This is a genomic window from Treponema sp. OMZ 857 (assembly GCF_024181085.1).
GTDB lineage: Bacteria > Spirochaetota > Spirochaetia > Treponematales > Treponemataceae > Treponema.
The window spans coordinates 2565157-2589818 of the sequence record NZ_CP051147.1; the positions used below are offsets into that span (position 1 = coordinate 2565157).

Below are 24662 nucleotides of genomic sequence, written 5' to 3' on the forward strand. Positions count from 1 at the left end.
GTTGGGCAGACCTTTAAACCCGACGCGCACCGTCCCCTGCCTCGCAGGCAAAAAAGGAAGCTGTCAGTCCTGTTTTTTCGGTGTAGGCTTTGCCGACACGAGCAGTAAATTCCGCAACGGCATCTTTTTGCACTAAGGCAATGGCACAACCGCCGAATCCCGCGCCGGTCATCCGCGCACCTAAGCAACACGGTTCAGCATTAGCAGCATCGGCGAGCGTATCAAGTTCAAGACCGGTGACTTCATAGTCGCGCCGCAGCGAGTCATGGGACGCCTTGAGCAGCTCGCCGAGTTTCGGCAAGTTACCGGCTTTTAGCGCCGCAACCGCTGCAAGTACCCGTTCGTTTTCCGTAATACAATGGCGCACCCGTTTATAGATACGCTCATCGGCTATTGCCGCCTCAACCGCACTCAAATCAGCAGAGGTCAAGTCACAGAGGTTATAAATAGGCTTAATCTTCTGTAAAAGAGCAAGTCCTTCCATACATTCGGCGCAGCGTTCATTATACTTTGAGTCCACAAGCGCACGTTGCTTATTGGAGTTCATCACAACAATACGGTAATCACCCAGAACAAGCGGTACATATTCATACTCAAGCGTTGCCGTATCAAGCAGCATCGCACATTCTTTTTTACCCATTGCAATACTGAACTGATCCATAATTCCGCACTGCATATTCATAAAAACATGCTCGGACTCTTGCCCCATTTTAGCAAGTTCTACCGCATCAACCTTAAAGCCGAACAATTCGGCGACTGCCCGCCCGAAGCCGACTTCCAGCGCAGCCGACGAAGAAATACCGCCGCCTGCCGGCAACTTGCTAAAAAACAGTACCTCAAAACCGCTTGTCAGTTTGTATCCGCCTTTTTGCAGCATCGCGAGCATACCATTCAGATAGTTCGCATATTGATTTTCTCTCCGGTAGCAGAAGGTTTCCGTAGAAGAAAATTCAAGTGCACCCGGAAACCGTATATCATCATAGATAATCGTTGTATCGTCTCTCTTGCGCAGCAGCACATAGAGGTACCGATCGATCGCCGCAGGGAACACCTTCCCGCCGTTATAATCAATATGCTCTCCGATAATATTGATACGGGCAGGGGAGGCAATCATCATGATTTCTTCCGTACCTGCTCCGTACCGCTCGGTAAAAGCCTTTGTCAATTCCGCCTTCATCTGTTCTTCCGGCAAATCGGTTAAAAACTGTATAAACTCATGCTGTGTCATAGCGCCCCTCCCTTTAGGATTATCACAGCAGACTGTTTTTTAACAACCCCGCAGAATAATGAGGTTGCTTAACCAGAATTGAACCTGCGGTTCAAATGGTTACTCAACCTCATTATTCTGCGATTCTGATTTATCTGTCTGTTGTGATAATCCTTCTGCTAAATAAAATAAACTGTGTGAAATTTTTGACAAAATTTCACACAAAAGGTAAGCAACCGTTTGAAATATTTTTGGTACGGTTGCCTTATTCTGTTGTCCAACGGTTACTATTATTTTCGGCATTTTGAGGCGGATGTCTTATAAGCAGCCGCTTACAGTACCGATGAAAGGTCTGCGATGACGGTATCGATTCGTCTATTGATAATATGAGTAACGGTAAACGTTATCCGTCCGCAGGTGATCCTTTTATTAGTATGCGGCAAATATCCCCATTTTTCAAGTAGAAAACCGCCGAGCGTGTCATAATAATCGGAGTGAAAATCGGTGTGTAGTAATTCGTTGCAATCTTCCAGCCGCAAAGTACCGGGGAGGACAAGCTGCGAAGTATTGATAAAACGCACCGAACGCATCGGGTCGTTTCGCGCCTTGCCGTACTCATCCTGCACCGTACTGAACACCGCAGCAATGATATCATCCATCGTAATGAGCCCCGCCACACCGCCGTGTTCATCGATGACGATTGCGATATTTTGCATCTTGGCATTCATCGCTTTGATAATAGAAAAGATGGAAGCTCCCTCGGGAACAAAAATCGCAGGACGCTGCAAAGTCTCAAGTTCAGGCTCCCGCCGCTCCTGCAAAGCAAACAGCAGCGTCTTATAATGGATAATACCGGTAACAGTCTTTGTTTCGGAATCGTAGACAGGCAAGCGGGAAAAACGGCTGCGGCGGAACTGCTCGATAACCTGCGGAAAAGTCGCGGCAGAATCAACGTAACTAATTGCCGTACGCGGCGTCATAATATTGCGGAGCTTAACATCCTGCAGCAAAACGGCTTTGCGCAACAGCGCTTCTTCTCCGGCGGCGAGGGCGCCGTCTTCTTGCCCGATATGCACGAGCAGTTGAAGATCTTTTTCCTTGAGTGTATCCGGCGTTGTTTTCGGGCGGGCATTACACAGCTTAAGCACCGCTTTTGTCAGCAGCGAGAACACCGCCACAATGGGGCGGAGCAGTGTGTAACACACATACAACGGCAGCGAGGCTTTCTTGCCGATCGATTCCGCCCGTTCGGCTGCCAGCGCTTTAGGGAAAATTTCGGCAAGGATGATGATGAGTACGGTAATAATTGCAGTTGCTGCGGGAACAGCCTGTGCGCCGAACACATTGAGGGTAAAGGCGGTGATAAGCCCCGAATTAAGTGTGTTGACAAAATTGGTGCCGATAAGCGCGGTCGTAACGATTTTTTCTTTCATTTCTACCAACCGAGCTAACCGTTGAGCATTCCTGCGGGAGCTTTTTTTGAGATTGCGATATTCCGATCGCGTAATAGCAGTTACCGCCGTTTCGGTACCCGAAAAAAAGGCTGCGCAGGCGAGTAGGATAATTATTTCAACACTGATAACAACAAGATTCATTCTTCCGCCTGCATCCGCACTTCAACTTGCTCAATGCGGTTTGCTTCAACCTTTGTTACGGTAAAACGATAGGATTCGACGGTGATCGAATAACCTGCCGCCGGAATTTCACCTGCTTTCTCCATAATGTAGCCACCGATGGTGTCGCTATACTGCGATTCAAGGTTGAGGTTCAGCTTTTCGTTTAAATCGCCGAGCCGGGTAATGCCTGCGATGGAGAAAACATCCGCTACTTCGCCTTCATCATGAGCGGTACCCGCATCACCGGCTCCTGCCTGTACTGTTCCCGCCGTATCAGCGCGTATGTTTACACCCGCAACAGTACTGTAAGTATCCTTGCCCGCCTCTGCGGTATCTATGTTTGCCGGTTCGGCAGTTTGTCCAGGTTGCAACGGCTGCACTGCCCCAACCTCCTCACCGGCAGCACCGGCTGCTTTTGCAACAGTATCTGTTTGTCGAGCTGTACCTGCTTGCACGGCAGCGTCTGCCGGTACGACAGTTTCCCGTACATCATATTCGTCAAGAATACTACCGAATATTTCTTCGCTGACATCCTCGACGGTTATCAATCCCGCAGTGCCGCCGTACTCATCGAGTACAATCGCCATCGTTTGCTGCTCGGTATGGAATTTTTTTTCTGCTTGAGCGAGCTTCGTTGTTTCAAATACAAAAAGCGGTTTACGCAGATAGGCGCTTACCTGAAAGGCAGCACTTCCGTCCAAGTATTCGGGAGAAAAGAGAAAATCTTTAATATAGAAGAACCCTTGTATTGCATCGATATTTGTGCTGTACACCGGAAAGCGCGAAAAGCGGGATTTTTTTGCCAACTCTATAATCTCTTCCGCAGATGACCCGATGTGAATTGCCGTAATATCACGCCGCGGCGTCATCACACTGCGAACGGAAAAGTCGCCGTAACGAAGGATGTTCGTTAGCAACATACGTTCATCACTGCCGATAAAGCCGCCCTCCTCCCGCGCTTGAAAAAACTCGCGTAAATCCGCCTCAGTAACAGCCGCCGTGTTTTGCGCTTCACGGATTCCGCAAAGCCGCAGCAAAACATCGGTAATCGCAGAAAAAAGTGCAACAACCGGCGAGAGTATCGCCATCAATAATAAGATAAAGCGGGCAAAGACAAGGCTCAAAGCATCGGGATACACCAACGCAATCGACTTAGGCAAAATTTCGCCGAAGATCAATAGCAGTACCGTACCTGCGGCGACCGCAATACCCAACCCTGAATCCCCGAATATCCGCAGCGCGGCGGCAGTCAGTACTACGGATATAGCGATGTTGACAATACTGTTTCCTATCAAAATTGTTGATAAAAATTTTTGTTTATTTTGCAGAATCTTTTCCGCCCGCGCTGCTGCACGGTTATTTCGTTCGCGCAAAAACCGCAGCTTGAGCTTATTCAAAGATAAGAACGCCGTCTCTGCCGACGAAAAAAACATCGACAGCAAAAAAAGCGCTAATAAACTGATGAGCAGTAAAATTATATGCGGGGGTTCTCCAGTATCCATATTCGATAGATTATATTAAAAGGAAATGTTAAAAATGTCAATTTTTACTAAGAGTGCTTCCGGCTTGACAAAATACGATACGGCATATACCCTTTTATTAATAACACCTTTCTTAAAGGAGGAGATATGAGAAAAGAGTTCCGCATTACGGCGTTGGTAGTAGGTATCCTTTCTATTATTGCAGGTATCTATATGTTCATCAACCCGATTACCAGCTTGGCATCGCTTTCGTTTTTTTTCGCAGCGGTTATGTTTATAAACGGTGTGTATGAAATTATCCATTATTTTGCAGACAGAGAAGACCATATCTTAATTGTCTTGCTGAACGGTATCCTCACTATCCTGCTTTCAATTCTCGTACTGACCAGCCCTCTGTTTACAGCCGCAACGATTATCCCGTACCTCTTTGCCTGTTGGATATTGTTCAGCGGTATTACGCGGTTTATTATCAGTTTTAAAATCCGCTATATAACCAGAAGAGGCGGTTTTTATTTGATGCTAGTCGGCATACTGGGTATCATCTGTGGAATTGTTATGCTGATGCATCCGCTCTTTACAAGCCTATTCGTCGCATATATGATCGGCTTTGACTTCATCTATCACGGTATTATCAGCATCGTTTTATTCTTTAGAGGACGATAACCGGTTGGAGAAGATTCATCAACTGATGCACAGCTCTGTGCATTAGTTGATGCAGGTGATAAAAGGCTGTAAGCAGTTCTGCGGTATACAGATAGTCAAACAGTTGTTTCTTAGTAAACGCTGAACTCTCCCGCTGGAAGTTTGATTCCGGCTTGTCATCTATGGGTTATTTCTTGTATATTCCCTATATACAATATCATTGTGAGGTAGGCTATGGATCATCGTTTTAAAAGGGTACGTTCTATTTTTTTATGCATCGTAGTAACACTCTCTTTTCTTATTGTTTTTACCGCTTGCCGCGATGAACGAGACGCAGTTCTCTATCTGTATAATTGGACATACTACACACCCGATTCCGTTATCCAAGCTTTTGAAAAAAAATACAATGTCAAAGTTGTCTATGATGATTTTGCATCCAATGAAGATATGTTCGCTAAGCTTATGGCCGGTTCAAAAGGCTACGACCTTGTTATCCCATCGGCGGATTATGTTTCAATCATGATAAAACTGAACATGCTTGAGCCTATCGATATTTCAAAAATCCCGAACATCCGCTATTTACGCCCGGAAGTACTCCATCGAATCGAGTATGACCCAAAAATGGAATTCTCTGTACCGTATTACATGGGTGCAGCAGGTATTGCGGTAAACACCAAAGAAGTGCCCAATTATGAACGCGGTTGGAATATCTTTGAACGGGCAGATTTAAAAAACAGAATGACGATGATGGATGATATGAGGGAAGTGCTCGGCGCTGCATTAGGTTCTTTGGGTTATGAGCCGAACAGCACCAATCCTGATGAGCTGGAACAAGCATATCGTCTAATCCAAAACAATTGGAAACCGAATCTCATAAAGTTTGATGCGGACGGCTTTGCAAAATCTTTTGCGTCAGGGGATTTTTTAGCGGTGCAAGGATATGCGGAGGCAATTTTTGCAGAGTTGCAGGAAGATCAAACGCAGTATGTTGACTTCTTTATTCCGCAAGGCGTTCATTCAGGCTTGTATATCGACAGCTTCTGTATTCCCAAAGGAGCCCCTCATCCGGAACTTGCACATGCCTTTATCAACTTTGTGCTTGAACCTACCGTTTATGCCGAGTTCTTAGATACATTCGGCTTTCCGGCTTCCATCCATACGGAGGCAAGGTACTACCAAAAGAAACGACCTCACTACGCACTTGATGATCTCAACGACTGCATTCTCAAACAGGACCTCGGTGTAAACTTAGAGCTGTATAACAGCTATTGGCAGCGGATCCGTTTTACGCCATAGGATAAGTCGCCGTTCTCTAAAAAAATTTTATTGCCGTTTTTCCATTTTGTGCGTAGATTCATTGTATGAATATAGACAAATACACAGTGAAAGCACGTGAGGCTTTGCAGGACGCTGCCTCGCTTGCCGAACAAGACAATCACAGTCAGATTGAGCCGGTTCATCTCTTATATAAACTCTTAGATCAAGAAGAGGGGATTGTACCGCCGCTCATTGAGAAGATCGGTGCATCAACTGATCAGATTCTTGATGCACTCGATACTATTTTGGATAAAAAACCGCGGGTAACCGGAGACTCTGCACAGGTATATATGTCGCCGGTTTTAACAAAGCTCTGCGCTCAGGCGGAAAAGATCGCCGCTTCGCTCAAGGATGAGTATGTTTCCACGGAGCACATTCTGCTTGCGCTTACCAAAAGCGATGACGAGGTTGGTGAACTGCTCCGCTCGCACGGTATTACCTACGATGCGGCGTTGAGAGCCTTAAAAGATGTGCGGGGAAATCAGCGGGTTACCAGCGAAGACCCCGAAGCGACGTTCAACAGCCTCGAAAAATACTGCCGCGATTTAACCGAACTTGCCCGGGAAGAAAAAATCGATCCTGTTATCGGACGTGATGAAGAAATCCGGCGGGTGATGCAGGTATTGTCACGCCGCACTAAAAACAACCCCGTATTGATCGGTGAGCCGGGTGTCGGTAAAACCGCTATTGTCGAAGGGCTTGCCCGCCGGATTGTGTCCGGGGACGTGCCGGACAGCCTTCGCGGGAAAAAGCTCTTGTCGCTTGACCTCGGCGCCTTGGTTGCCGGCGCTAAATTCCGCGGCGAATTTGAGGAGCGCCTCAAGGCGGTTATCTCCGAGGTGCAAAAAGCCGAGGGCAGTATCATCCTCTTTATTGATGAGCTGCATACCCTTGTTGGCGCCGGTGCAAGCGAGGGGGCGATGGATGCTTCCAACCTCTTAAAGCCTGCCTTGGCACGCGGTGAGCTGCGGGCGATCGGCGCTACCACCTTGGACGAATACCGCAAGTATATCGAAAAGGACAGCGCCTTGGAGCGCCGCTTCCAGCAGGTATACTGCCCCGAACCGAATGTAGAGGACACCATTGCCATTCTGCGCGGCTTGCAGGAAAAGTATGAAGTCCACCACGGTGTACGCATTAAGGATGAGGCGCTCATCGCGGCAGCGGTACTTTCCAACCGCTATATCACCAACCGCTTTTTGCCGGATAAGGCAATCGACTTAGTGGATGAGGCTGCCAGTAGGCTCAAAATGGAAATTGAAAGCCAGCCGGTTGAGCTTGATCAAGTGGAGCGCAAAATCCTCCAGATGAACATCGAGAAGGTGTCTCTTTCAAAAGAAACGGATGCGGCTTCAAAAGAGCGGTTGGAAAAGCTGGAGCAGGAGCTGTCCGACTTAACCGAAAAGCGGAATGTGATGCAGGCACAGTGGCAAAACGAAAAGACCCGCATCAACGAGTCGAGGAAATATAAAGAAGAGCTTGAGCAGCTGCGCCGCGAAGAAACGCAATTTACACGCGACGGCAATTTGAATAAGGCAGCCGAGCTGAAATACGGACGCATACCGGAACTGGAAAAAAAGATTGCTGCCGTTACCGCAGAGCTTGCAAAAAAAGCGGGCAGCAGCGGGCAGCTTCTCCGCGAAGAGGTTTCCGAAGAAGATATCGCTAAGATTGTTTCGATGTGGACGGGGATTCCCGTTGCAAAGATGCTGGCGAGCGAACAGCAGAAGTACCTCGATCTGGAAGCAGTATTGCAGAAACGGGTTGTCGGACAAGATCAGGCAGTACAGGCGGTTGCCGATGCCATCAGACGGAATAGGGCAGGACTTTCCGACCCCAACCGCCCGCTCGGCAGCTTCCTCTGTATCGGGCCTACCGGTGTGGGCAAAACCGAACTGGCGCGCACCCTTGCGGACTTCCTCTTTAACGATGACCGGGCGCTTACCCGTATCGACATGAGCGAATATATGGAAAAGCATTCGGTGAGCCGCTTAATCGGAGCGCCGCCCGGCTACGTGGGCTATGACGAAGGCGGACAGCTGACCGAAGCAGTGTGCCGCCGTCCGTACAGCGTGGTGCTCTTTGACGAAATCGAAAAAGCGCATCCCGATGTGTTCAATGTATTCTTGCAGATACTGGATGACGGGCGGCTGACGGACGGACAAGGCAGGGTAATCGACTTCCGCAACACGATTATCATTATGACAAGCAACCTCGGCTCGGAGCTGATTTTGTCGGCGGATACCCCGGAAGCAATGACTGCGCAGATTAAAGACCTGCTCAAACAGCATTTCCGCCCTGAGTTTTTGAACCGTATCGATGAGCTTTTAACCTTCGGACGGCTCGGCAAAGAGCATATCCGCAAGATTGTCGATATTCAGCTGCAGGCTGTTTCGGCACGGCTTGAAGCACGCCGCCTGCATTTGATTGTAACGGATGCTGCAAAGGACTTCCTCGCCGATATCGGCTACGATCCTTTGTACGGTGCGCGCCCCTTAAAGCGGGCTATCCAAACCGAACTTGAAAACAAGCTCGCCAAAGAGCTACTTTCGGGCGCTTTCGTCGGTAAAACCGATATTACGGTGGATGCCGGAAAAGGCGGCTTGACGTTTAAGGCGTAAGGTACGTAATGCTTTACTTGGTAATGTGTTACTTACACATTACCAAGTAATTTGTTCGCAGTAATACCGTAGACGGTATGCATATTTTCAAAAGACCTTGCATTTCTCAATATTTGCCCCTATACTTATAGTTATGCTGAACTGCCACATAGGATTACCGCAGCACCAACCGCCTCTCTCAAAAGCGCAGATATCCGCATATTTTCAAAAAGTGCTTGACACGCACGTAACCGGCGGTACAATCACTCAGCAACTCAGCAACTCAGCAACTCAGCAACTCAGCAACTCAGCAACTCAGCAACTCAGCAACTCAGCAACTCAGCAACTCAGCAACTCAGCAACTCAGCAACTCAGCAACTCAGCAACTCAGCAACTCAGCAACTCAGCAACTCAGCAACTCAGCAACTTTAGCAACTAGACTGTGCCCTGAAAAACGGGCGTCTTTTTCATTCAGACAACAGCATAATCATTTTTTCTCAGTTTTTGCAGACGGCAACCGTACTGTTAATCTTTTCCATATTAAACCGCAAAGAGTACCACGTATGCGGAGAAAAATAGAGGAGAACATCCCTTTCAAAACCTTGGCGTGCTCTGCGTGCTTCGCGGTTATATTAAGAAATAAACCGCAAAGACCGCTAAGGGCGCAAAGAGACACCGGTAAATACCAAACCACATCCCAACCTCCTTAGCGTCTTCTGCGTACTTTGCGATGAAAAATTTTAAGGAATAAACCGTCTAGCGGTTAAAAACATATAAGTTCTAGGAGAAATGCTATGAATAAAAATAGAAGAACGAATCGGCTGTTGAGCCGGTTGGCAGTAGGATTGATGCTTGCTGCAATGGCCTTGTTTACCGGTTGTCCGAATAAGATAACGGTTAAACCGGAAACCTTTGCGGTAACGTTTAGCGCCGGGGAACACGGTACGCTTAAAGCAAAGGCAGACAGCGTAACGGAAACGGATAAAAGCCCGATAAGCGTCGAAAAGGATAAAACCGTAACCTTTACGGCAAAGCCCGCGGACGGCTACGTAGTAGATAAATGGACGGTCAATGGCACGGTTATAACGAACGATGCAACAACGTATAGCCATAAAGTAACGGCTGCCGTAACGGTAAAGGTGAGCTTTAAGGCATTGCCGCCTGCTGTCGTAGCAGTAACGGGTGTAACGCTGGATAAGCCTACGGTAAGTCTTGTAGCAGGAACTAGTACAACACTGACTGCAACAGTCCTGCCTGCAAATGCAACAAACAAAACAGTAACGTGGAGTTCCGATAAGCCTGCGATAGCGAGCGTTGATAAAAACGGTACAGTAACAGCCAACAAAGCCGGAGAAGCGGTTATCACGGTAAAGAGCGAAGATGGCGCTAAAACAGCAAGCTGTACGGTAAGGGTGCTAACCCGATATACCATCATCTATCACCCCGACGGGGGAAGTAACCATGCCGACAACCCTGCAAGCTATACGGTAGAAACGGAAACAATCACCTTAAAACCTGCGAACAAAGCAGATCATATCTTTTTCGGCTGGTATGCCAGTGCAGACTTCAGCGGTGAAAAAGTAACGGAGATTACAAAGGGCAGCAGCGGAAACAAAGAGCTGTATGCAAAGTTTATCGAAATGAAAATGATCGATATTGCTGCGGTAACGAACGGAAACCTTGGCCACAACGATGAGGGTGATAACGCAGTACACACGGTAAAACTTACTGCCTACCGGATAGGAGAGAGTGAAGTAACGCAGGAGCTGTGGCAGGCAGTGATGGGGGAGAATCTGAGTTGGTTTAAAGGAACAGAAAATCCGCCTGACGGCAGTGAAGTGCAGGAAAAACGGCCGGTGGAGTATGTGGACTGGTATAAGTGCATAGCGTTCTGCAATGAGCTTACCAAGAAAGTAGCGGCGTTAGGAGAAAGCCAGTGCGTATATCGCGTTGAAGGGCATATCTACGGCACGGCCGATGCAGTAGCGAAAAAAGTACCTGAGATGGATATGAGCAAGAAAGGATTTCGGTTACCGACGGAGGCTGAATGGGAATGGGCAGCGAAGGGCGGTACAGAGGACAAATGGGCAGGAACGAATGACAAAAACGAGCTTAAAAAGTATGCATGGTATAAGGATGATGACGGTGGAGATGCGAATAGCAAAACGCATGAAGTAAAGCAGAAGCAAGCGAATGGGTTCGGGTTGTACGACATGAGTGGGAACGTATGGGAATGGTGCTGGGACAGGTACGGCACTTTGTCGAATCCGTTGCCGGAGAACTATACAGGCGATGCTTCCGGTTCTATGCGCGTTGGACGCGGAGGTAGTTGGGACGGCAATGCGGGCTTCGCTTCTTGTGCGTATCGGCTCAGCATCGACCCGGTCAGGAGCTACCGCGATCTTGGGTTGCGTGTGGCTTGTCGCCCCTGATGAAAAATGTACATCCGTGTACATTTTTCATCGACGAGATTTGCGATGATCGCAAATCTCGCTTCTACATGGAACCAGCGGCATCCGTGCCGCTTTTGCCTGTGAGGTTGAGCAGCCTGTTAAGCAGTTGTACATCCGTGTACAACTGCTTAACAACAAGTTTTTCTATCGAAAAACTTACTACTGTTTGGAACCGCCGCCATCCGTGGCGGTACTGAAACGAGTTAGTGTGAAAGTTACTACTGTTTAGCTTTTATTTTCAGAACTATGCTTTGTAACCAAGGCGGGTTCTTAGGGCAGAGCCCTAAATCGCCGTTTTTCTTTAGATGGGGTCGTAGGGGAAGACTTTTCTTTTTATCGAAAAAAAAGAAAAGTCTTCCCCTAACTTAATAAAAAAGGTGATTTTTTCTTCATTTCTTTAGCCATTTTTGCATCCGTGCTTTATATATCCTGTTGGAACTACTGCTGTCAGTGGCGGTGCACGGAGGTGAATTACTATGAGAAAACATAATCGGCGTTACAAAGATTCTGTCTTTGTCGATCTTTTCAGTAATGATAAAACTGCAAAAGATAATTTTTTAGCGCTGTATAATGCCTTGTATAATACGAATTATGAGTCTACAGATATATTGAAAAATATACGGCTTAAACAAACAATGTATATGTCATTCGCTAATGATGTATCGTATCTCGTTGATAATAAAATTATTGTACTTGCAGAACACCAGTCTACCGTAAATCCGAATATGCCATTAAGATGCCTTGAATATGTTACGCGGTTGTATGAGCATATTCAAAATCCCCGCGACCGCTACTCACGGGCACTGAAAAAGATTCCAGTTCCGGTATTTTACGTCTTTTACAATGGAAGGGAAAATCTTCCTGCACAAAAAATACTGAGACTTTCGGATCCCTTTATCATGCAATCTGAGACACTAAGTCTTGAACTTGTTGTAAAACTGATAAATATCAATTATGATAAGGATAGTCAAATAGTAAAGAGTTGTGAACCGTTGGGACAATACAGTCGGTTTGTGGATGCAGTACGTCGGCATATTGCAGTTGATAAAGAGCATGGGTTTGAAAATGCCATTAAAGAATGCATCAAAAACGATATATTAAGGGAATATTTACAAAGAAAGTCACGGGAGGTAGTTAATATGTTAATAGCCGAATATGATTACGATACCGATATTGCAGTCCAAAGAGAAGAAAGTTTAATGCTTGGGATACAACAAGGTAAAACTCTCGGCCTCACCGAAGGTGTCCACCAAAAAGCACTTGAAACGGCGAAAGTAATGCTGACTATGGGTTATCCCTTGGCCGATATTTGCAAAATTTCCGGACTCTCCTCAGCAGAAGTGGAAGCACTATAAGAATTATGCTTTGAAACAAAGGTGGGGTCTTAGGGATGGATTGCTACGCCAGCGAGCAATCCATCTAAGTCGCCCGCTGAGGAGTGTCTCTCCCTGTACTCCCCTTGGCCGATATTTGCAAAATTTCCAAAAACTAAAAGGCTTACATTTTTTTATAATATCGTTTAAAAGTTTATACATGTACATTGATGCCCACCTCCATCCCGCAGATTATTTTGATACGTGCGCCTCTGTAGGCGGTGCCGGAAATGTAGACAAACCGTTTGCGTATCCGGTATCGCTTTGCTGCTCGGCGCATGATCATACCGAATATGAAAGACACCGCAGTCTCTTTGAACGCAATGTATGCGGCGATGCCAATTCTCCTACTACGGGAACAGTCCTATACCAAAGCGAAACTCATTTACAGCCGTCTGCACAACAGCACGTACTCTTTTCCTTCGGCATCCATCCCCAAAATCCCGTAACCGATGAAGCGGAGTTTTTATACCGCCTTTTGGAAACACGGCAAATCCACGCAATTGGAGAATGCGGATTCGATCTTTTTAATGATGAGTATAAACAACTCTTGCCGATGCAGCAAACAGTATGGGATATGCAATTACAGTGGGCGCAAGAGTTTCAGCTACCGGTAGTGATTCATTGCCGGAAAGCGCTGCCGCTCATCTTTGATTCGGTGCCTCGGTTAAAAAAACTGCCGGCAGTTATCTTCCACGGCTGGGGCGGCAGTCCGCAAGAGGCGTCGGCATTTCTTAAAAAAGGCGTCAACGCCTATTTTTCGCTCGGTAAGGCAGTGCTCCGCGGGCAAAAATCCGTATGCGCAATGGCGGCCTCATTCGATAGTACGCGCCTCTTAACGGAAACCGATGCCCCGTATATGAGGCTCAAGGCGGAACCCTACTCCCATCCCCGCGATATTATCGCAGTTATGGCGCAGTGTGCAAACCTGCGGTACAACAGAACCGATTCGGTAAAACGGGCATGCGTTATCAAACAATATGAATCGTCCACGGCGGCACTTGAAGAAATCAGCATCGATGAAGCTGCAATAAAAGAATTCACCGATATGATTGTACGGAATTTTAATTGTGCATTTGGATTATCGGATTGAACAAATAGAGGGGAAAAAAGGCGCCGATCAGAATCGAACTGATGAATGAAGGTTTTGCAGACCTCTCCCTTACCACTTGGGCACGGCGCCGATAATGGAGCTACTATATCAGAAACCGATATCTTATGCAAGAGGTTCGTCAGGGCAAATGCATCAGTCGGTGTTTAAATAACCCCGCAGAAAAATTGAGTCTATTCGACCAGAACTGCCAAGGATGGCAGTGGTTCCATACAGAAGCGATGTTTTGTGCACGCACGAAACTTGATAGTAAAAAGGGAAGTTTTTTCAAGGGGTTTGCCCCTAAAACAGCAGTTAATAGCACACGAAAAAGCATCATTGATTAAAAAATCGTTACAGCTTTTTCTACACTTATTTTTTCTATATTGCTATCGTACACTATATTCATAAAAAGTCAAGCCCTTTTTGATATATTTTTGGACATTTTATATATTTATGCAATAAGCGTCTCGCTTGTAATTGCTTGTGCAATTGCCCTGCTCATCTCTCGCTTCTTTTCTTTCCTCGCCTGCGTTTCATGGTTGCAGTAATGGCGTAATACCCAAAGACTTTTATGTCCGGTAACCATCATAATTTCCCGCTCTAGGAATCCTTTATCCCATAAAATGACAGCTGCTAAATGACGATAGGAATGAATACTCAAATGCGGTACATAAAAGTCGAGCGCTTTCATCACGCGGATAAATTCTTTCCGTATTGAATCATACCCGATGGGACGGTCTGCCCTTGTGCTATTATAGAACAAGAACGCATCGTCGTTATCTTTTTGCGGATGGGTCTCAATGAATTCCTTTAATAAGACGGTAAGGTGCGGGGAAATAGGAACTTCTTTATGAGATTTGTTTTTTGTATCTTTCAAGATATGGCTACTGAAATGATAGTTTTTTGTAATACGCACGGTTGCCTGCGTTTCGCCGTCATTAAAAAGAATATCGGAAATTTTAAGAGCGGCAACTTCACCGATACGGCAGGCTGTTTCCAGAGCGAGTTTATTGATACAGTAGTGCATTTTATTCTTAAAATGTTCAGTAGTCGAAAAGAGCTGTACCGATTGATCGATGGTTAAAATGGGCTTTATCTCACATTCTCCTTTCGGCGGATGAATTTGCGAAGATATATCAGTATCGAGTAACCCTTCTTTATAGGCGAACTTAACCGTCTGCTGGAGCCATTCACTCATTTTCTTGAGGCTGCTTACTTTAAGAGAGCCCAAAAGGGAGACAAGAAATTTATTGATGTCTTTTGCCGTTACTGTATGAAGCGGGGTATTCTTAAAATACGGGAATAAACGCTTTTGCAGCATATAGCGTATTTTTTGAAACCGTGTTTTCCCCGGAAGGAGTTTTTCCGGTACGCCTTCCTCACGGAGGGCGGCAATATAGGGAGAGCATTTCCAATCCCAAAAGGCTAAGGTGTAATCGACAAATGAAAGAGATGCACGGCTATTTACGGTAGCGTTTTTTTTTACGTCGAGCGATTCAGTGTGTGGTGGTTGTTGAGGATGCTCGCTCTCTTTTTGATTATCACAAGGATGAACGGAAGAGGATAAACCGTACATATAAGAAGCGAGGGAGAGAATGTGAGAAAGCTCATCGGAAGGAATACGCTTATTTACGATCATTTTTTTGAATGTTTCGATAACCGCATGAACTTCAAGGGTTTGTTTTTCTTCTTTATTGTGTTTTTTCGGTATGCCGCCATAGAGCCATGCAATAACGACTTCTTCAGCTTCTTGTCTGGAAGACTTACCCGTTGAGCGGGCTGTTAAGGGTTTGCCGGTTACCGGATCGGTGAAGCGGCAATACCAAATGCCGCCGCGGAGATAAAGGTAATATTTTTTTGTTTTCATCAGTTCGTGTGCTCCTTAAAAAATCCTTCTATCAGGAAATAAAAATACTTATGGAAGGGTGGTATTCGCGTTGTATACCGGGGGCAATTGTTTCATAATGAAACACCCCTCCCTGTCCATATTTTTCCGATAAAGGCGGCGCATACTTACCGTCGTATCTTTCGTTCTTTTGATGTGTCGAACGATAAGTTTATTGTACCATTAACAAGGGAAAGAATGCAAGAGAAAACTTTTCCGGCTTTGCTTTTACAGTTCTTTTTGCGCACGGATTTTCCATTTAAAAGCAGTGCTGCATCAGAAGCAGATAAAAGCGTGCCGTATGTTTTTTTCCATATGGTGAAGCGGCAGCCGGTAACGGGATACTGATTACAAGAGAATGCTTTTTCCATTTCAACAACTGCGCCGCCGCAGAGCGGACAGGTACCAATTTTTTGTTTTTCAAATACGGCTATAGAAATCTGCTCTTTGCAGACATTCGAGACAAACGCTTCTATTTTTTCTAAGAACGTTTTTGAATCGGTTTTTAATGCATACTCCCATTCGGCTGTTTCCCGTGCTGAAATAAGCGGAGAAAGAAGCGGAAATTTTTCAAGCTGCTGAATTAAAAAAATCCCTTTTTCCAAAAGATGAAGATTCTTTTTTTCCTCATGTATGTAGGCGCGATCCAAGAGCGTTTGAATAATTGCAGCGCGGGTTGCTTCGGTGCCAAGGGAGGCACTGTACTTTCCGTTCTCTTTCGGCTTTTCCATAAATTGCAAAAGCGAGTCATAGCGATAGGGCTTTTTACTCTGTGTTTTCTTTTTTTCTGTCCGTACTTCCTTGCAAAGAAGATGAGTTGTATCAATATCATCAAAAGTATTTTCTTCACCCTTATCCGGTACACTGGTTTCATCGGAGGATTCACCTTCCTTTGAGAAAAGTGATTTCCATCCGATTTCAAGTGTCTTTCGCCCTCGTGCAATAAAAGGTACACCATCTATCATAAGAAAGAGTGTTTGCATTTCATAAACAAAGAGATGAGAAAAAGAAGCAAAGAATTGTTTTACGACAAGAGAGAATACCGCCTTTTCACTTTTTGAAGCAGTATCGGGAATTGCTTGCAGGGGGATTAGTGCATGGTGATCTTCAAGTTGCGCATCATTAAAGAGACGGGCATTACGATCCTCCAGTAACGCAGTATCAACAGCGTCCGTATATTCAGGATATACAGCGCTCATACGTTCAAAGACATCTTTAATAAGCGGAACGTCAGCACTTCCCATCACACGGCTTGGAGCACGAGGATACGAGAGGCATTGATACTTTTCATAGAGTGTTTGTGCAATGGCAAGGGTTTGGTCGGGAGAAAGGGAAAGAGAAGCAAAGGCAGCACGTTGCAGGGCACTTAAATTAAAAAGGAGCGGAGGGACTTCTTTTTTTTGTTCTTGTTTTATTTCTTGTACGACTACCGGTTTTTTTGAAAACCGGTCAGGAGTAAAACAGTCGTTTTGGAAAGCAGTGGTAATCGAGGCGTCTTCATTTTTTGTATAGGCCTTTGCCGTGAAAATAGCCTCACTTGAGGCTATTTCCGCGACATACTCATAATAAGGAGTTGGGATAAAGTCGGCGATTTCTTTTTCCCGCCTGAATATTTCGGCGAGTACGGCTGTCTGCACTCTTCCGACCGAAAGGAGTGTTTTTGCATGGATGGATAACAGACGGGAGATATTGATTCCGACAAGCCAATCGGCTTTTTGGCGAGCATAGCCTTGACGAGCGATATCATTATAGTCGCTTAACGGTTTTACCTTTTTTAAGGCCTCTGTAATAACAGGCGGTGTAAGCGCAGAAGATGTCCAAAATCTAAAAATATTTTTCGTATCAGTGATACCCGCTTCGCTTAAAACGATGCGAGCAATAAGCTCCCCTTCACGACCTGCGTCGGTCGCGATAATGATAGTGTCACTTTGGTGTGTTTGTAATAATGACACGACAAGGTTAGCTTGTTTTTTTGACGCTTCAATTTTTTTAAAACGTATTGTGTGAGGGATAATCGGCAAATCCGAAAGGTTCCATTTTTTATAGTGTACTTCATAATCTTCAGGATCGAATGCTTGAAAAAGGTGTCCGAGACAATTGGTAATAAGATAGCGGCTGTTTTCATAGTAGGAGCCGGTAAAGGGAACAGCGAGCGCATGGGCAAATGCTTTAGCGACGGAAGGTTTTTCAGTTAAAATAAAAGTCATAAAAAGAATATAAGGTATTGCAGTAATAACATCAATATGCTATACTCACAGGTGTCCTAAAGAGGCAAGATAAAGGAATGTTAACGCATTTTTTTTTCTGCCTAGTGCATGAGATAGAAATTTGTGAACACCTGTGCGCAATGTTATCTGAGCAAACAAAATTATATTTGGTGCATCAAATATAATTTTGTTATACATGGGGCGTTTTGGTGATTTTTCAGTTCTTACCGGTTTTTAGCAATACACTTGAGGCTTAAATAGCCTCAAGTGAGGCTATTTAATTTTAAAGGAAAACGATGGCAATACAGTTGAACCTTGAAAGGCTTGGTGCATACGAAAAAGATCTTTTTAAGATCAAGCGCGTGCATAAAAAGAATGACATGAAAGAAGCGCAAAAGCTTTTTACTGCACTAAAACGCCGACTGCACAGCGGTGGACAAATAGGGGTGCCAAAAAACGGCGGTAGAATAGTCGGCTCTTTACGAAAGCGTCAGCAGCGCTGCATGGTGAAATTTTTTTATGGGACAAAAATGAGTGCGCATCAAAAATATCTGGAAGAATATATGCCGCAAAAAAATAAAGAAGCGGTTCTTGAAAAACCTGAACTATTCGGAAGCGATAGCGAAGAATATAAGGCGCACATGAGTGATAGACATTTTAAGTTTATTATTTCTCCCGAGCGAAGCGATATAAACTTAAAAGTCTTAACTGAAACACTGGTGAAAAAAATCAATACGCTTTACGGGCTTGATGTTTATTATCAAGCGGCAGCACATTACGACACCGCGCATCCGCATGTACACCTTCTTATCAATGGCGTCGATAAAAATGGGCGTGTTATTGAGCGATTTCCGAAAGATTTTATCAAACATACCCTTCGTGTGATGGCACAGGAAGTATGTACTTCACTTTCAGGGTATCGTACGGTCGAAGAAGTTCGGCAAAGTAAAAGCGACTTATATAAAAGTAATCGCTTTACCGCACTTGATAAAGCAATACAGGCAAGTGCATGGAGACGTGATGAGCGAAGTAAAGCAATTATTTTCACCCATGATTCACTGTCAGTAAAAAAGCGGCTTGAGTACTTATCAGCGCTTGATCTTGCCTGTCATACCGGAAGCGGCCGGTATGAGCTTAAAGACGGATGGGATGAATCGCTTAAAAATATGGGCAGGTATAACCGCTTCCTTGAAGTATGGAATACTTATAAAGGAAGCGGAAAACAGGTGAGTGTCTATCAAGGAAAAGAGGAGCTTACCGGAATTATAAAGAAGGTGTATACGATGAATGACGAAGATACATGGAATAACGGGTTTGTCCTTGAGACGGAAAAAGGGATTTATTATGTTCCGACACTGCACAATATCGCAGAGCGTTTTATTGGAAAGACAGTGAGGTATCGCGGCGGAAATACCCACGGGAGTGGAAAGCAGCGAGGAAAGATCACGCTTTATGGCAGAAATACGTAGGCATTTTATATGAAAATGAAAGGAGCAAAAGATGAGTAAGAAAAGTGAATTTATACGAGGTAAGCCGACTCGAAAAAAAATAACGGTCATTATGGATATCCTTAATTTTGTTATTCCGGTTATCACCGTAGTCGGCGGCTTTTGGTGGAGTACACAAGTTTTCGCACACCTTATGCGCTATAATCCTCATATTGTCAGGTATCCGTTATTTCGTTTTCCTTCAGGATATCCGGTGTATAATCCGTTTGTGTACTTCGGCTGTTTCATCAAATACTTTCTTCGTCCCGGCTTTGATGTGTATTTATTCCGCTCAATAAAGCCAGCTCTCATTGGAACAGCAATCGCGATCGGTTTTATTATTCTGTATGTCATTCGCTCGTTACGGCAAAAGGAAGAACATCTTTATGGAACGGCGCGATGGGCAACAGAGAAAGACCTTAAAAATGCAGGGATGTTTCGTGAAACCGGCGTCGTATGCGGGCAGACAGCAGATGCTGAAATCAGTGCCGAGTACAATGCAAAAGATGATGCCGTACGCCTTAAAACAATATCCGAAGGCAGAAGGCTCTTGTGCCATTCGGGGAAAACCAACACCCTCTGCCTCGCTCCGACGCGAAGCGGGAAAGGTGTATCGGTTATTATCCCAACGCTATTGAACTATCCGCATAGTGTTATTGTCTTTGACCCTAAGGGAGAAAACTGGAATATTACGGCAGGTTTTCGAAAGCAATTTTCACACTGCCTTAAATTCTCTCCCATTTCACGTGATACGCTGAGGATCAATATTATCGATGAGATACGGGACGGAGACTTTATGTATAGCGATGCGAACCTCATCGCCGATATTCTTTTCGCAAGTGATAGTGCCAAAGATTCAGGGACGGAACAATTCTTTAATAATAGCGCCAAAGATTTTGTTACCGGTGTCATTTTGCATGTAAAATATTCTGATCAATACCCTGCAAAAAATCTCACCACCGTGTTACGGCTCATATCGGAGTCAAATGCTTTTTTCTCACAAGGACAAACGGAAACCGATATTAAAAATCCGCTTGTTGAGGCGATGCTTAAAGATAGGCACAGCGGCAATAAAAGTGCTTGTAAGACAATCGCCGGATGCGCAAGCAGGCTTTCAAAAAATCCGAAAGTCCAAGCAGACGTCCTTTCAACGTGTTTTTCAAAATTGCAATTGTTTGAAGATCCGCTTATTGAAAATGCGACGTGCGCAAGTGATTTTTCAATTGAAGATTTTATTTCAACGAAGACCCCAATATCATTATATCTGACCGTTCCATATGCACATATTAAACGGATCGCACCGGTATTCCGCTTACTCATTGAATTTATGCTCAGGAAATTTTCTGAAGGGGAAACACAGTATGGAGCAGTTAAGCTTTCTGAAGATTTACTTTTTATCCTTGATGAGTTTCCGATACTCGGCTATTTCCCGTTTCTTGCAGAAACGATGGGTGTTCTTGCAGGTTATGGGGTACGTTTCTTAATCATCTGCCAGGCAATGAATCAACTTGTGAAATTATATGGACAGGAACATCCATTTTTAGACCACTGTGAAAATACGATTGTTTTCAGGCCGAGAAAGCCCAGTGATGCAAAAGTCTTTACTGACTTACTCGGTAAAGAATCGGTTGTGCATGAAAACATTTCACAATCGGGAAGGAGGTTCGGCCCGCTTGATAACCGCAACCTTGCCGCACAAGAGATACAGCGGGACTTAATGAATCCGGATGAGCTTACCAAACTTGATTGGAATTCACTTCTTTTAATTAACAATGGTATGCCGTATATCGGAAAGAAAGTTGTCTACTTTGACAGTCCTCGTTTTAAAGACCGTGCCAATATGAGTGCGCCGCAAAAGAGGAAAGAGCTTTTAAGCGAATGTGTAAAACTCCCATCTAACAATGGAATCGATATTTTAGCACGGTCAGCTGAAGTTGAAAAAGCCATGCAAAAAGATACACCGCTTTTTTTAATGAGCGGACAGGATATCCATGTCGGAGAAGCGACGATGGAAAACGCAACACTTGCCGATTTTCTTGAACCGCTTCCGCAGGAAGGTGAGCGGCATTTTTGCGATCCTTCCGATCCGTGTATCCAAGAATTAAAAAGGAGAATTAGCACACTGGAATTACAAATAGCCGGTGAGAGTGAAAATGAATGGGAGAATCAAGATCATGAGGTCTTCTAAACGAAAAGAATGGAAATTCTCTATCAGAGTTGACAGAGAACTGTATGAAATTTTATTGATAAAGAGCAAAATGCGGTGCGTTTCCGTTTCTGAAATTGTCCGCAATGAGCTAACTCGTGTACTAATACCAAAAACGAAAGACCCCAATACGCAGGAAAAAGCGCTAATAAAAAAACCTCGTCACAGAAAACAAAAGCTGTCAAATTTTGAACGATTAAAAATACGAATCGCCACAATTGCCAGAAGACTTTTTGCGAACAAATGAAAGAGAAAGTTGGAGTTCTAGTATTCTGGTTTGATTTAAGGAGGAATCAGATGGCACAGTTTTGCATTATGAGAACAAAGAAGCTCAAGACTGACCAGAATGTTGGGGCGAGTGTCTCTCATGCTTTGAGAACTCGCGAGACCTTAAATGCTGATGAACAAAAAACACCGGATAACTGGTGTTGCTGGAAAGGTACGAAGGAAGAATGCAGAGACAGAGCGATGGCAGAATATCGCAAGCAGCTTCCGGAAAGGGTGAGGAAGAATGGGGTGCGAGCAGTTGAGCTGATGATGACGGCAAGTCCTGAAGTTTTCACAAGAATAAAGGCGAATGAATATCTTAACGCTTGTGACGAATGGGCTAAAAAAGTATTTGGTGCATCAAACATTTTTCTCATCACGCATCATTATAACAAGACCACCCCTCATACATCGATACTCCTCGTGCCAATCGATCCAAAGGGAAAGCTCAACTGTCGGCATTTTCTTGGCGGAAAGGAGAAGATGAGCGGGTTACAAGATAGCTTTGCGGAAACCGTCGGGAAGTCGTTCGGTCTTGATAGAGGTGTGAAAGGCTCGAAAGCAAGACATCAGACGATAAAGCAGTTTTACGGTAAGGTGCAGGCTTTGGACAAGGCAATAACTCCGCCAAAGAAAAAACTACTCGAAAGTCAGACAGAGTATGAGGAGTGGGGCAAGGAGCTGGGAGAGAAGATGAGGAATAAGAGGAGTATTTGATGAAAAAGACAAATAAACCATCAGTGCCAGCTTTTTCAGGAAGAAAAGGGCGGTTTATTGCTACACGCGTTGATCAAAAATTGTATGAACTGCTGCAGCTAAAAAGTAAAGAACAGCGTCAGTCGCTTTCCGATATTGTTCGTGATGCACTTGCACTCTATGTTACGCAAGAAGTGAATGATAAAAATTTATTCTATGATGCAATTTCTCAAGTGAAAAGTCTCCTTTATTTTCTTGAAAAAAAGGTCGATTTTCACCGGGAGCTATGGTTTTATTCTCTTATTCCACAGTTTGCCAATTACGTCGATTATTTCGATAAAACGGCAGAAGAAAAAAAACAGATTGGATCTATCGCTGTCAAACGACGTAATGACCTTTTAAAAAGTTTCACCCAAAGAATGTACCGGCAGCCGTCAGTGATAGAAAATTTTTTACAAGATTTTCTTGAACAAAGCAATGCAGTGGAAGAAAACCAGGAATAGACAGTATGAGCGATGATGATATTCGATTAAAACGACAATATGATAACCTTATGCGGGATTTACAGCCGCTTGAGTGTTATCTTGCTGACAGTGAAGTCACCGATATTGCAACCCTTTCCGATGGGGAAATTGTCATAGAAAAATTTTGTAAAGGAAAAGAATTTACCGGAATATATCTTACGGAAGGACAGACACAGCGGATTACGCGAAGTCTTGCGACGGTTCTCCATAAAGAGATTGAAAACTCGCGTATTCCAACGCTTGAAGGTGTTATTCCTCATTACAATGCACGTATCCAAGCGGTCTTTCCGCCGTGGACAAAGCGGACACAAGTATATATCCGCCGTCCTGCGCAAAAAATATTTACGCTTGAGCAGTATGTTGATCAAGCATTTATGACGGAGGAACAGTATGACGTAGTGACAAAAGCAATTAAAGCGAGAAAAAACATTATGGTCGGAGGAGCGACCGGAAGCGGAAAAAGCACATTTTTAAATGCCGTGTTACACAAGATGGTGGAATACACGCCCGATGACCGGTTTCTCATTATTGAAGATGTCCCTGAATTACAGTGTACGGCACATGATGCGCATTTTCTTTTGACAAGTTCAAAGGAAGCTTCCGAAGCAATCGCCTCGGCAATGCGTATGAAGCCGCGCCGTATTATTTTTGGGGAATTACGTTACGGCAGTGTCGCTAATGAGCTCTTGAAGGCATGGCAGACCGGGCATCCGGGAAATGCTACGACTATTCATGCAGAAAGCGCACCGCTCATGCTTGCGCGTATTCAAGGGCTTTTACGGGAAGTCATTATTGGCTCATTACCTCCTGTATCGGATGCAATACACGTATGTGTGCATTTGACTGCAACGGAAACGGGACCAAAGGTCACCGAAATACTCGATACGTCGATAAGCGGACTTGATGAATACATCAAGGAAATGCAGCGCATTTCTTCATGATGCTATTGATGGTATAACCGCAATATATTATAGTATTATAGACTGTACGGTAATAAAGTCTGCGCTATCACAGATACGGTAGGTATATGGGCAGATGATGGCAGAGCTTCATATCAATGAAGTATTCAATGTGTCGATAAACAGCACGTTTTTCTGCAATAATATTGATGTAATAACATTAATATCATTGCAGTATATCGCGCGCTGTAATTTTAAGGAGTGTTACATGAAAAAGAAAGTGCGTGAAAAACTTTCACACAGCACAAAGCTGTCCTCTAAACGGACAGGGAATGGGAAAAAAATAATCGCATTTTGTATTGTTTTTTTCATCTCAATTGTATGCGCCTATGCAGATAGCGGGCGAAGCATTGGAAAGCTTGATGATTATGCTCGATTGATTTTGGGCATCTTTACGAGTTTTTGGATGAAAGCCCTCTGCGCGGTAGCTTTTATCATTATTTGTATACGGGCAATTACTGTCGGTCGTGACGAGCCGGGGCTTATCAAAAAATACATTCCGTGGATGATGGGCGTTTTATTACTTATGAGTGCCGGAGACATTGTTAATTTCTTCTTCAACGGAAACGAAAATATCGCCGACCAGCTCGGAGGCTTAGTACAAGCGGTATCGCTGCTTGTTGCATAACAGACTATAGGTAAGGAGAAA

Annotated in this window: 17 protein-coding genes and 1 tRNA gene; 12 read left to right on the forward strand and 6 right to left on the reverse strand. The window is 44.7% G+C overall.

What is annotated here, in order from left to right; translation table 11 throughout:
• Nucleotides 1-13: 13 nt before the first annotated feature.
• From E4N66_RS11530 to E4N66_RS11540, 3 genes are all read right to left on the reverse strand, one after another.
• Nucleotides 14-1228, reverse strand: a complete 1215-nt coding sequence (locus tag E4N66_RS11530; protein ID WP_253728127.1) for a galactokinase — start codon at nt 1226-1228, stop codon at nt 14-16.
• A gap of 311 nt (nt 1229-1539) precedes the next feature.
• Nucleotides 1540-2802 (reverse strand): hemolysin family protein, encoded by a 1263-nt coding sequence (locus E4N66_RS11535; protein ID WP_253728128.1) that lies wholly within the window; start codon nt 2800-2802, stop codon nt 1540-1542.
• A complete protein-coding gene (locus E4N66_RS11540; protein WP_253728129.1) occupies nt 2799-4325 on the reverse strand; it encodes a hemolysin family protein in 1527 nt (508 codons plus the stop codon). Before E4N66_RS11540 ends, E4N66_RS11535 begins: the two co-directional genes overlap by 4 nt.
• 126 nt (nt 4326-4451) lie before the next feature.
• Between E4N66_RS11540 and E4N66_RS11545 the strand changes: the two genes are divergently transcribed.
• The 6 genes from E4N66_RS11545 (at nt 4452) to E4N66_RS11570 (ending at nt 13782) form a co-directional block, all read left to right on the forward strand.
• Complete coding sequence (locus E4N66_RS11545) at nt 4452-4967, forward strand: HdeD family acid-resistance protein (protein WP_044014100.1); 516 nt, start codon at nt 4452-4454, stop codon at nt 4965-4967.
• A 213-nt stretch (nt 4968-5180) separates the two neighbouring features.
• Nucleotides 5181-6242, forward strand: a complete 1062-nt coding sequence (locus E4N66_RS11550; protein WP_253673576.1) for an extracellular solute-binding protein — start codon at nt 5181-5183, stop codon at nt 6240-6242.
• Nucleotides 6243-6307: 65 nt separating this feature from the next.
• The gene (clpB, locus tag E4N66_RS11555; protein ID WP_253728130.1) at nt 6308-8884 is read left to right on the forward strand and encodes an ATP-dependent chaperone ClpB; all 2577 of its coding nucleotides are present in this window, start codon (nt 6308-6310) and stop codon (nt 8882-8884) included.
• A 773-nt stretch (nt 8885-9657) separates the two neighbouring features.
• A complete protein-coding gene (locus E4N66_RS11560; RefSeq protein ID WP_253728131.1) occupies nt 9658-11295 on the forward strand; it encodes an SUMF1/EgtB/PvdO family nonheme iron enzyme in 1638 nt (545 codons plus the stop codon).
• 497 nt (nt 11296-11792) lie between these two features.
• On the forward strand, nt 11793-12671 hold the full coding sequence (locus tag E4N66_RS11565; protein WP_253728132.1) for an Rpn family recombination-promoting nuclease/putative transposase: 879 nt from the start codon (nt 11793-11795) through the stop codon (nt 12669-12671).
• A 178-nt stretch (nt 12672-12849) separates the two neighbouring features.
• Nucleotides 12850-13782, forward strand: coding sequence for a TatD family hydrolase (locus E4N66_RS11570; protein WP_253728133.1), 933 nt, complete (start codon nt 12850-12852; stop codon nt 13780-13782).
• An 18-nt stretch (nt 13783-13800) separates the two neighbouring features.
• Here E4N66_RS11570 and E4N66_RS11575 read toward each other — a convergent pair.
• From E4N66_RS11575 to E4N66_RS11585, 3 genes are all read right to left on the reverse strand, one after another.
• Nucleotides 13801-13872, reverse strand: a tRNA-Cys gene (locus tag E4N66_RS11575).
• Nucleotides 13873-14233: 361 nt separating this feature from the next.
• Nucleotides 14234-15649 (reverse strand): tyrosine-type recombinase/integrase, encoded by a 1416-nt coding sequence (locus E4N66_RS11580; protein WP_253728134.1) that lies wholly within the window; start codon nt 15647-15649, stop codon nt 14234-14236.
• Between the two features lie 146 nt (nt 15650-15795).
• The gene (locus E4N66_RS11585; protein ID WP_253728135.1) at nt 15796-17874 is read right to left on the reverse strand and encodes a DNA topoisomerase; all 2079 of its coding nucleotides are present in this window, start codon (nt 17872-17874) and stop codon (nt 15796-15798) included.
• Between the two features lie 296 nt (nt 17875-18170).
• On the opposite strand from E4N66_RS11585, the gene E4N66_RS11590 reads away from it, so the two are divergent.
• The 6 genes from E4N66_RS11590 (at nt 18171) to E4N66_RS11615 (ending at nt 24641) form a co-directional block, all read left to right on the forward strand.
• The gene (locus E4N66_RS11590; protein ID WP_253728136.1) at nt 18171-19343 is read left to right on the forward strand and encodes a relaxase/mobilization nuclease domain-containing protein; all 1173 of its coding nucleotides are present in this window, start codon (nt 18171-18173) and stop codon (nt 19341-19343) included.
• Between the two features lie 31 nt (nt 19344-19374).
• Nucleotides 19375-21549 (forward strand): type IV secretory system conjugative DNA transfer family protein, encoded by a 2175-nt coding sequence (locus E4N66_RS11595; protein ID WP_253728137.1) that lies wholly within the window; start codon nt 19375-19377, stop codon nt 21547-21549.
• A 261-nt stretch (nt 21550-21810) separates the two neighbouring features.
• Nucleotides 21811-22551 (forward strand): MobV family relaxase, encoded by a 741-nt coding sequence (gene mobV, locus E4N66_RS11600; protein WP_081984377.1) that lies wholly within the window; start codon nt 21811-21813, stop codon nt 22549-22551.
• Nucleotides 22551-23033 carry a ribbon-helix-helix domain-containing protein gene (locus E4N66_RS11605; RefSeq protein ID WP_253728138.1) on the forward strand — a complete coding sequence of 161 codons (483 nt, stop codon included), beginning with the start codon at nt 22551-22553 and terminating at the stop codon, nt 23031-23033. The genes mobV and E4N66_RS11605 overlap by 1 nt, the downstream gene beginning before the upstream one ends.
• Nucleotides 23034-23038: 5 nt before the next feature.
• A complete protein-coding gene (locus tag E4N66_RS11610; RefSeq protein WP_253728139.1) occupies nt 23039-23995 on the forward strand; it encodes an ATPase, T2SS/T4P/T4SS family in 957 nt (318 codons plus the stop codon).
• A gap of 226 nt (nt 23996-24221) precedes the next feature.
• Nucleotides 24222-24641, forward strand: coding sequence for a hypothetical protein (locus tag E4N66_RS11615; RefSeq protein ID WP_044013480.1), 420 nt, complete (start codon nt 24222-24224; stop codon nt 24639-24641).
• Nucleotides 24642-24662: the final 21 nt, after the last annotated feature.

Bases quoted from the DNA above. Each gene is read 5' to 3' on its own strand.
- E4N66_RS11530 (WP_253728127.1), bottom strand. From the start codon at position 1,228: ATGACACAGCATGAGTTTATACAGTTTTTAACCGATTTGCCGGAAGAA.
- E4N66_RS11535 (WP_253728128.1), bottom strand. From the start codon at position 2,802: ATGAATCTTGTTGTTATCAGTGTTGAAATAATTATCCTACTCGCCTGC.
- E4N66_RS11540 (WP_253728129.1), bottom strand. From the start codon at position 4,325: ATGGATACTGGAGAACCCCCGCATATAATTTTACTGCTCATCAGTTTA.
- E4N66_RS11545 (WP_044014100.1), top strand. From the start codon at position 4,452: ATGAGAAAAGAGTTCCGCATTACGGCGTTGGTAGTAGGTATCCTTTCT.
- E4N66_RS11550 (WP_253673576.1), top strand. From the start codon at position 5,181: ATGGATCATCGTTTTAAAAGGGTACGTTCTATTTTTTTATGCATCGTA.
- clpB (WP_253728130.1), top strand. From the start codon at position 6,308: ATGAATATAGACAAATACACAGTGAAAGCACGTGAGGCTTTGCAGGAC.
- E4N66_RS11560 (WP_253728131.1), top strand. From the start codon at position 9,658: ATGAATAAAAATAGAAGAACGAATCGGCTGTTGAGCCGGTTGGCAGTA.
- E4N66_RS11565 (WP_253728132.1), top strand. From the start codon at position 11,793: ATGAGAAAACATAATCGGCGTTACAAAGATTCTGTCTTTGTCGATCTT.
- E4N66_RS11570 (WP_253728133.1), top strand. From the start codon at position 12,850: ATGTACATTGATGCCCACCTCCATCCCGCAGATTATTTTGATACGTGC.
- E4N66_RS11580 (WP_253728134.1), bottom strand. From the start codon at position 15,649: ATGAAAACAAAAAAATATTACCTTTATCTCCGCGGCGGCATTTGGTAT.
- E4N66_RS11585 (WP_253728135.1), bottom strand. From the start codon at position 17,874: ATGACTTTTATTTTAACTGAAAAACCTTCCGTCGCTAAAGCATTTGCC.
- E4N66_RS11590 (WP_253728136.1), top strand. From the start codon at position 18,171: ATGGCAATACAGTTGAACCTTGAAAGGCTTGGTGCATACGAAAAAGAT.
- E4N66_RS11595 (WP_253728137.1), top strand. From the start codon at position 19,375: ATGAGTAAGAAAAGTGAATTTATACGAGGTAAGCCGACTCGAAAAAAA.
- mobV (WP_081984377.1), top strand. From the start codon at position 21,811: ATGAAAGAGAAAGTTGGAGTTCTAGTATTCTGGTTTGATTTAAGGAGG.
- E4N66_RS11605 (WP_253728138.1), top strand. From the start codon at position 22,551: ATGAAAAAGACAAATAAACCATCAGTGCCAGCTTTTTCAGGAAGAAAA.
- E4N66_RS11610 (WP_253728139.1), top strand. From the start codon at position 23,039: ATGAGCGATGATGATATTCGATTAAAACGACAATATGATAACCTTATG.
- E4N66_RS11615 (WP_044013480.1), top strand. From the start codon at position 24,222: ATGAAAAAGAAAGTGCGTGAAAAACTTTCACACAGCACAAAGCTGTCC.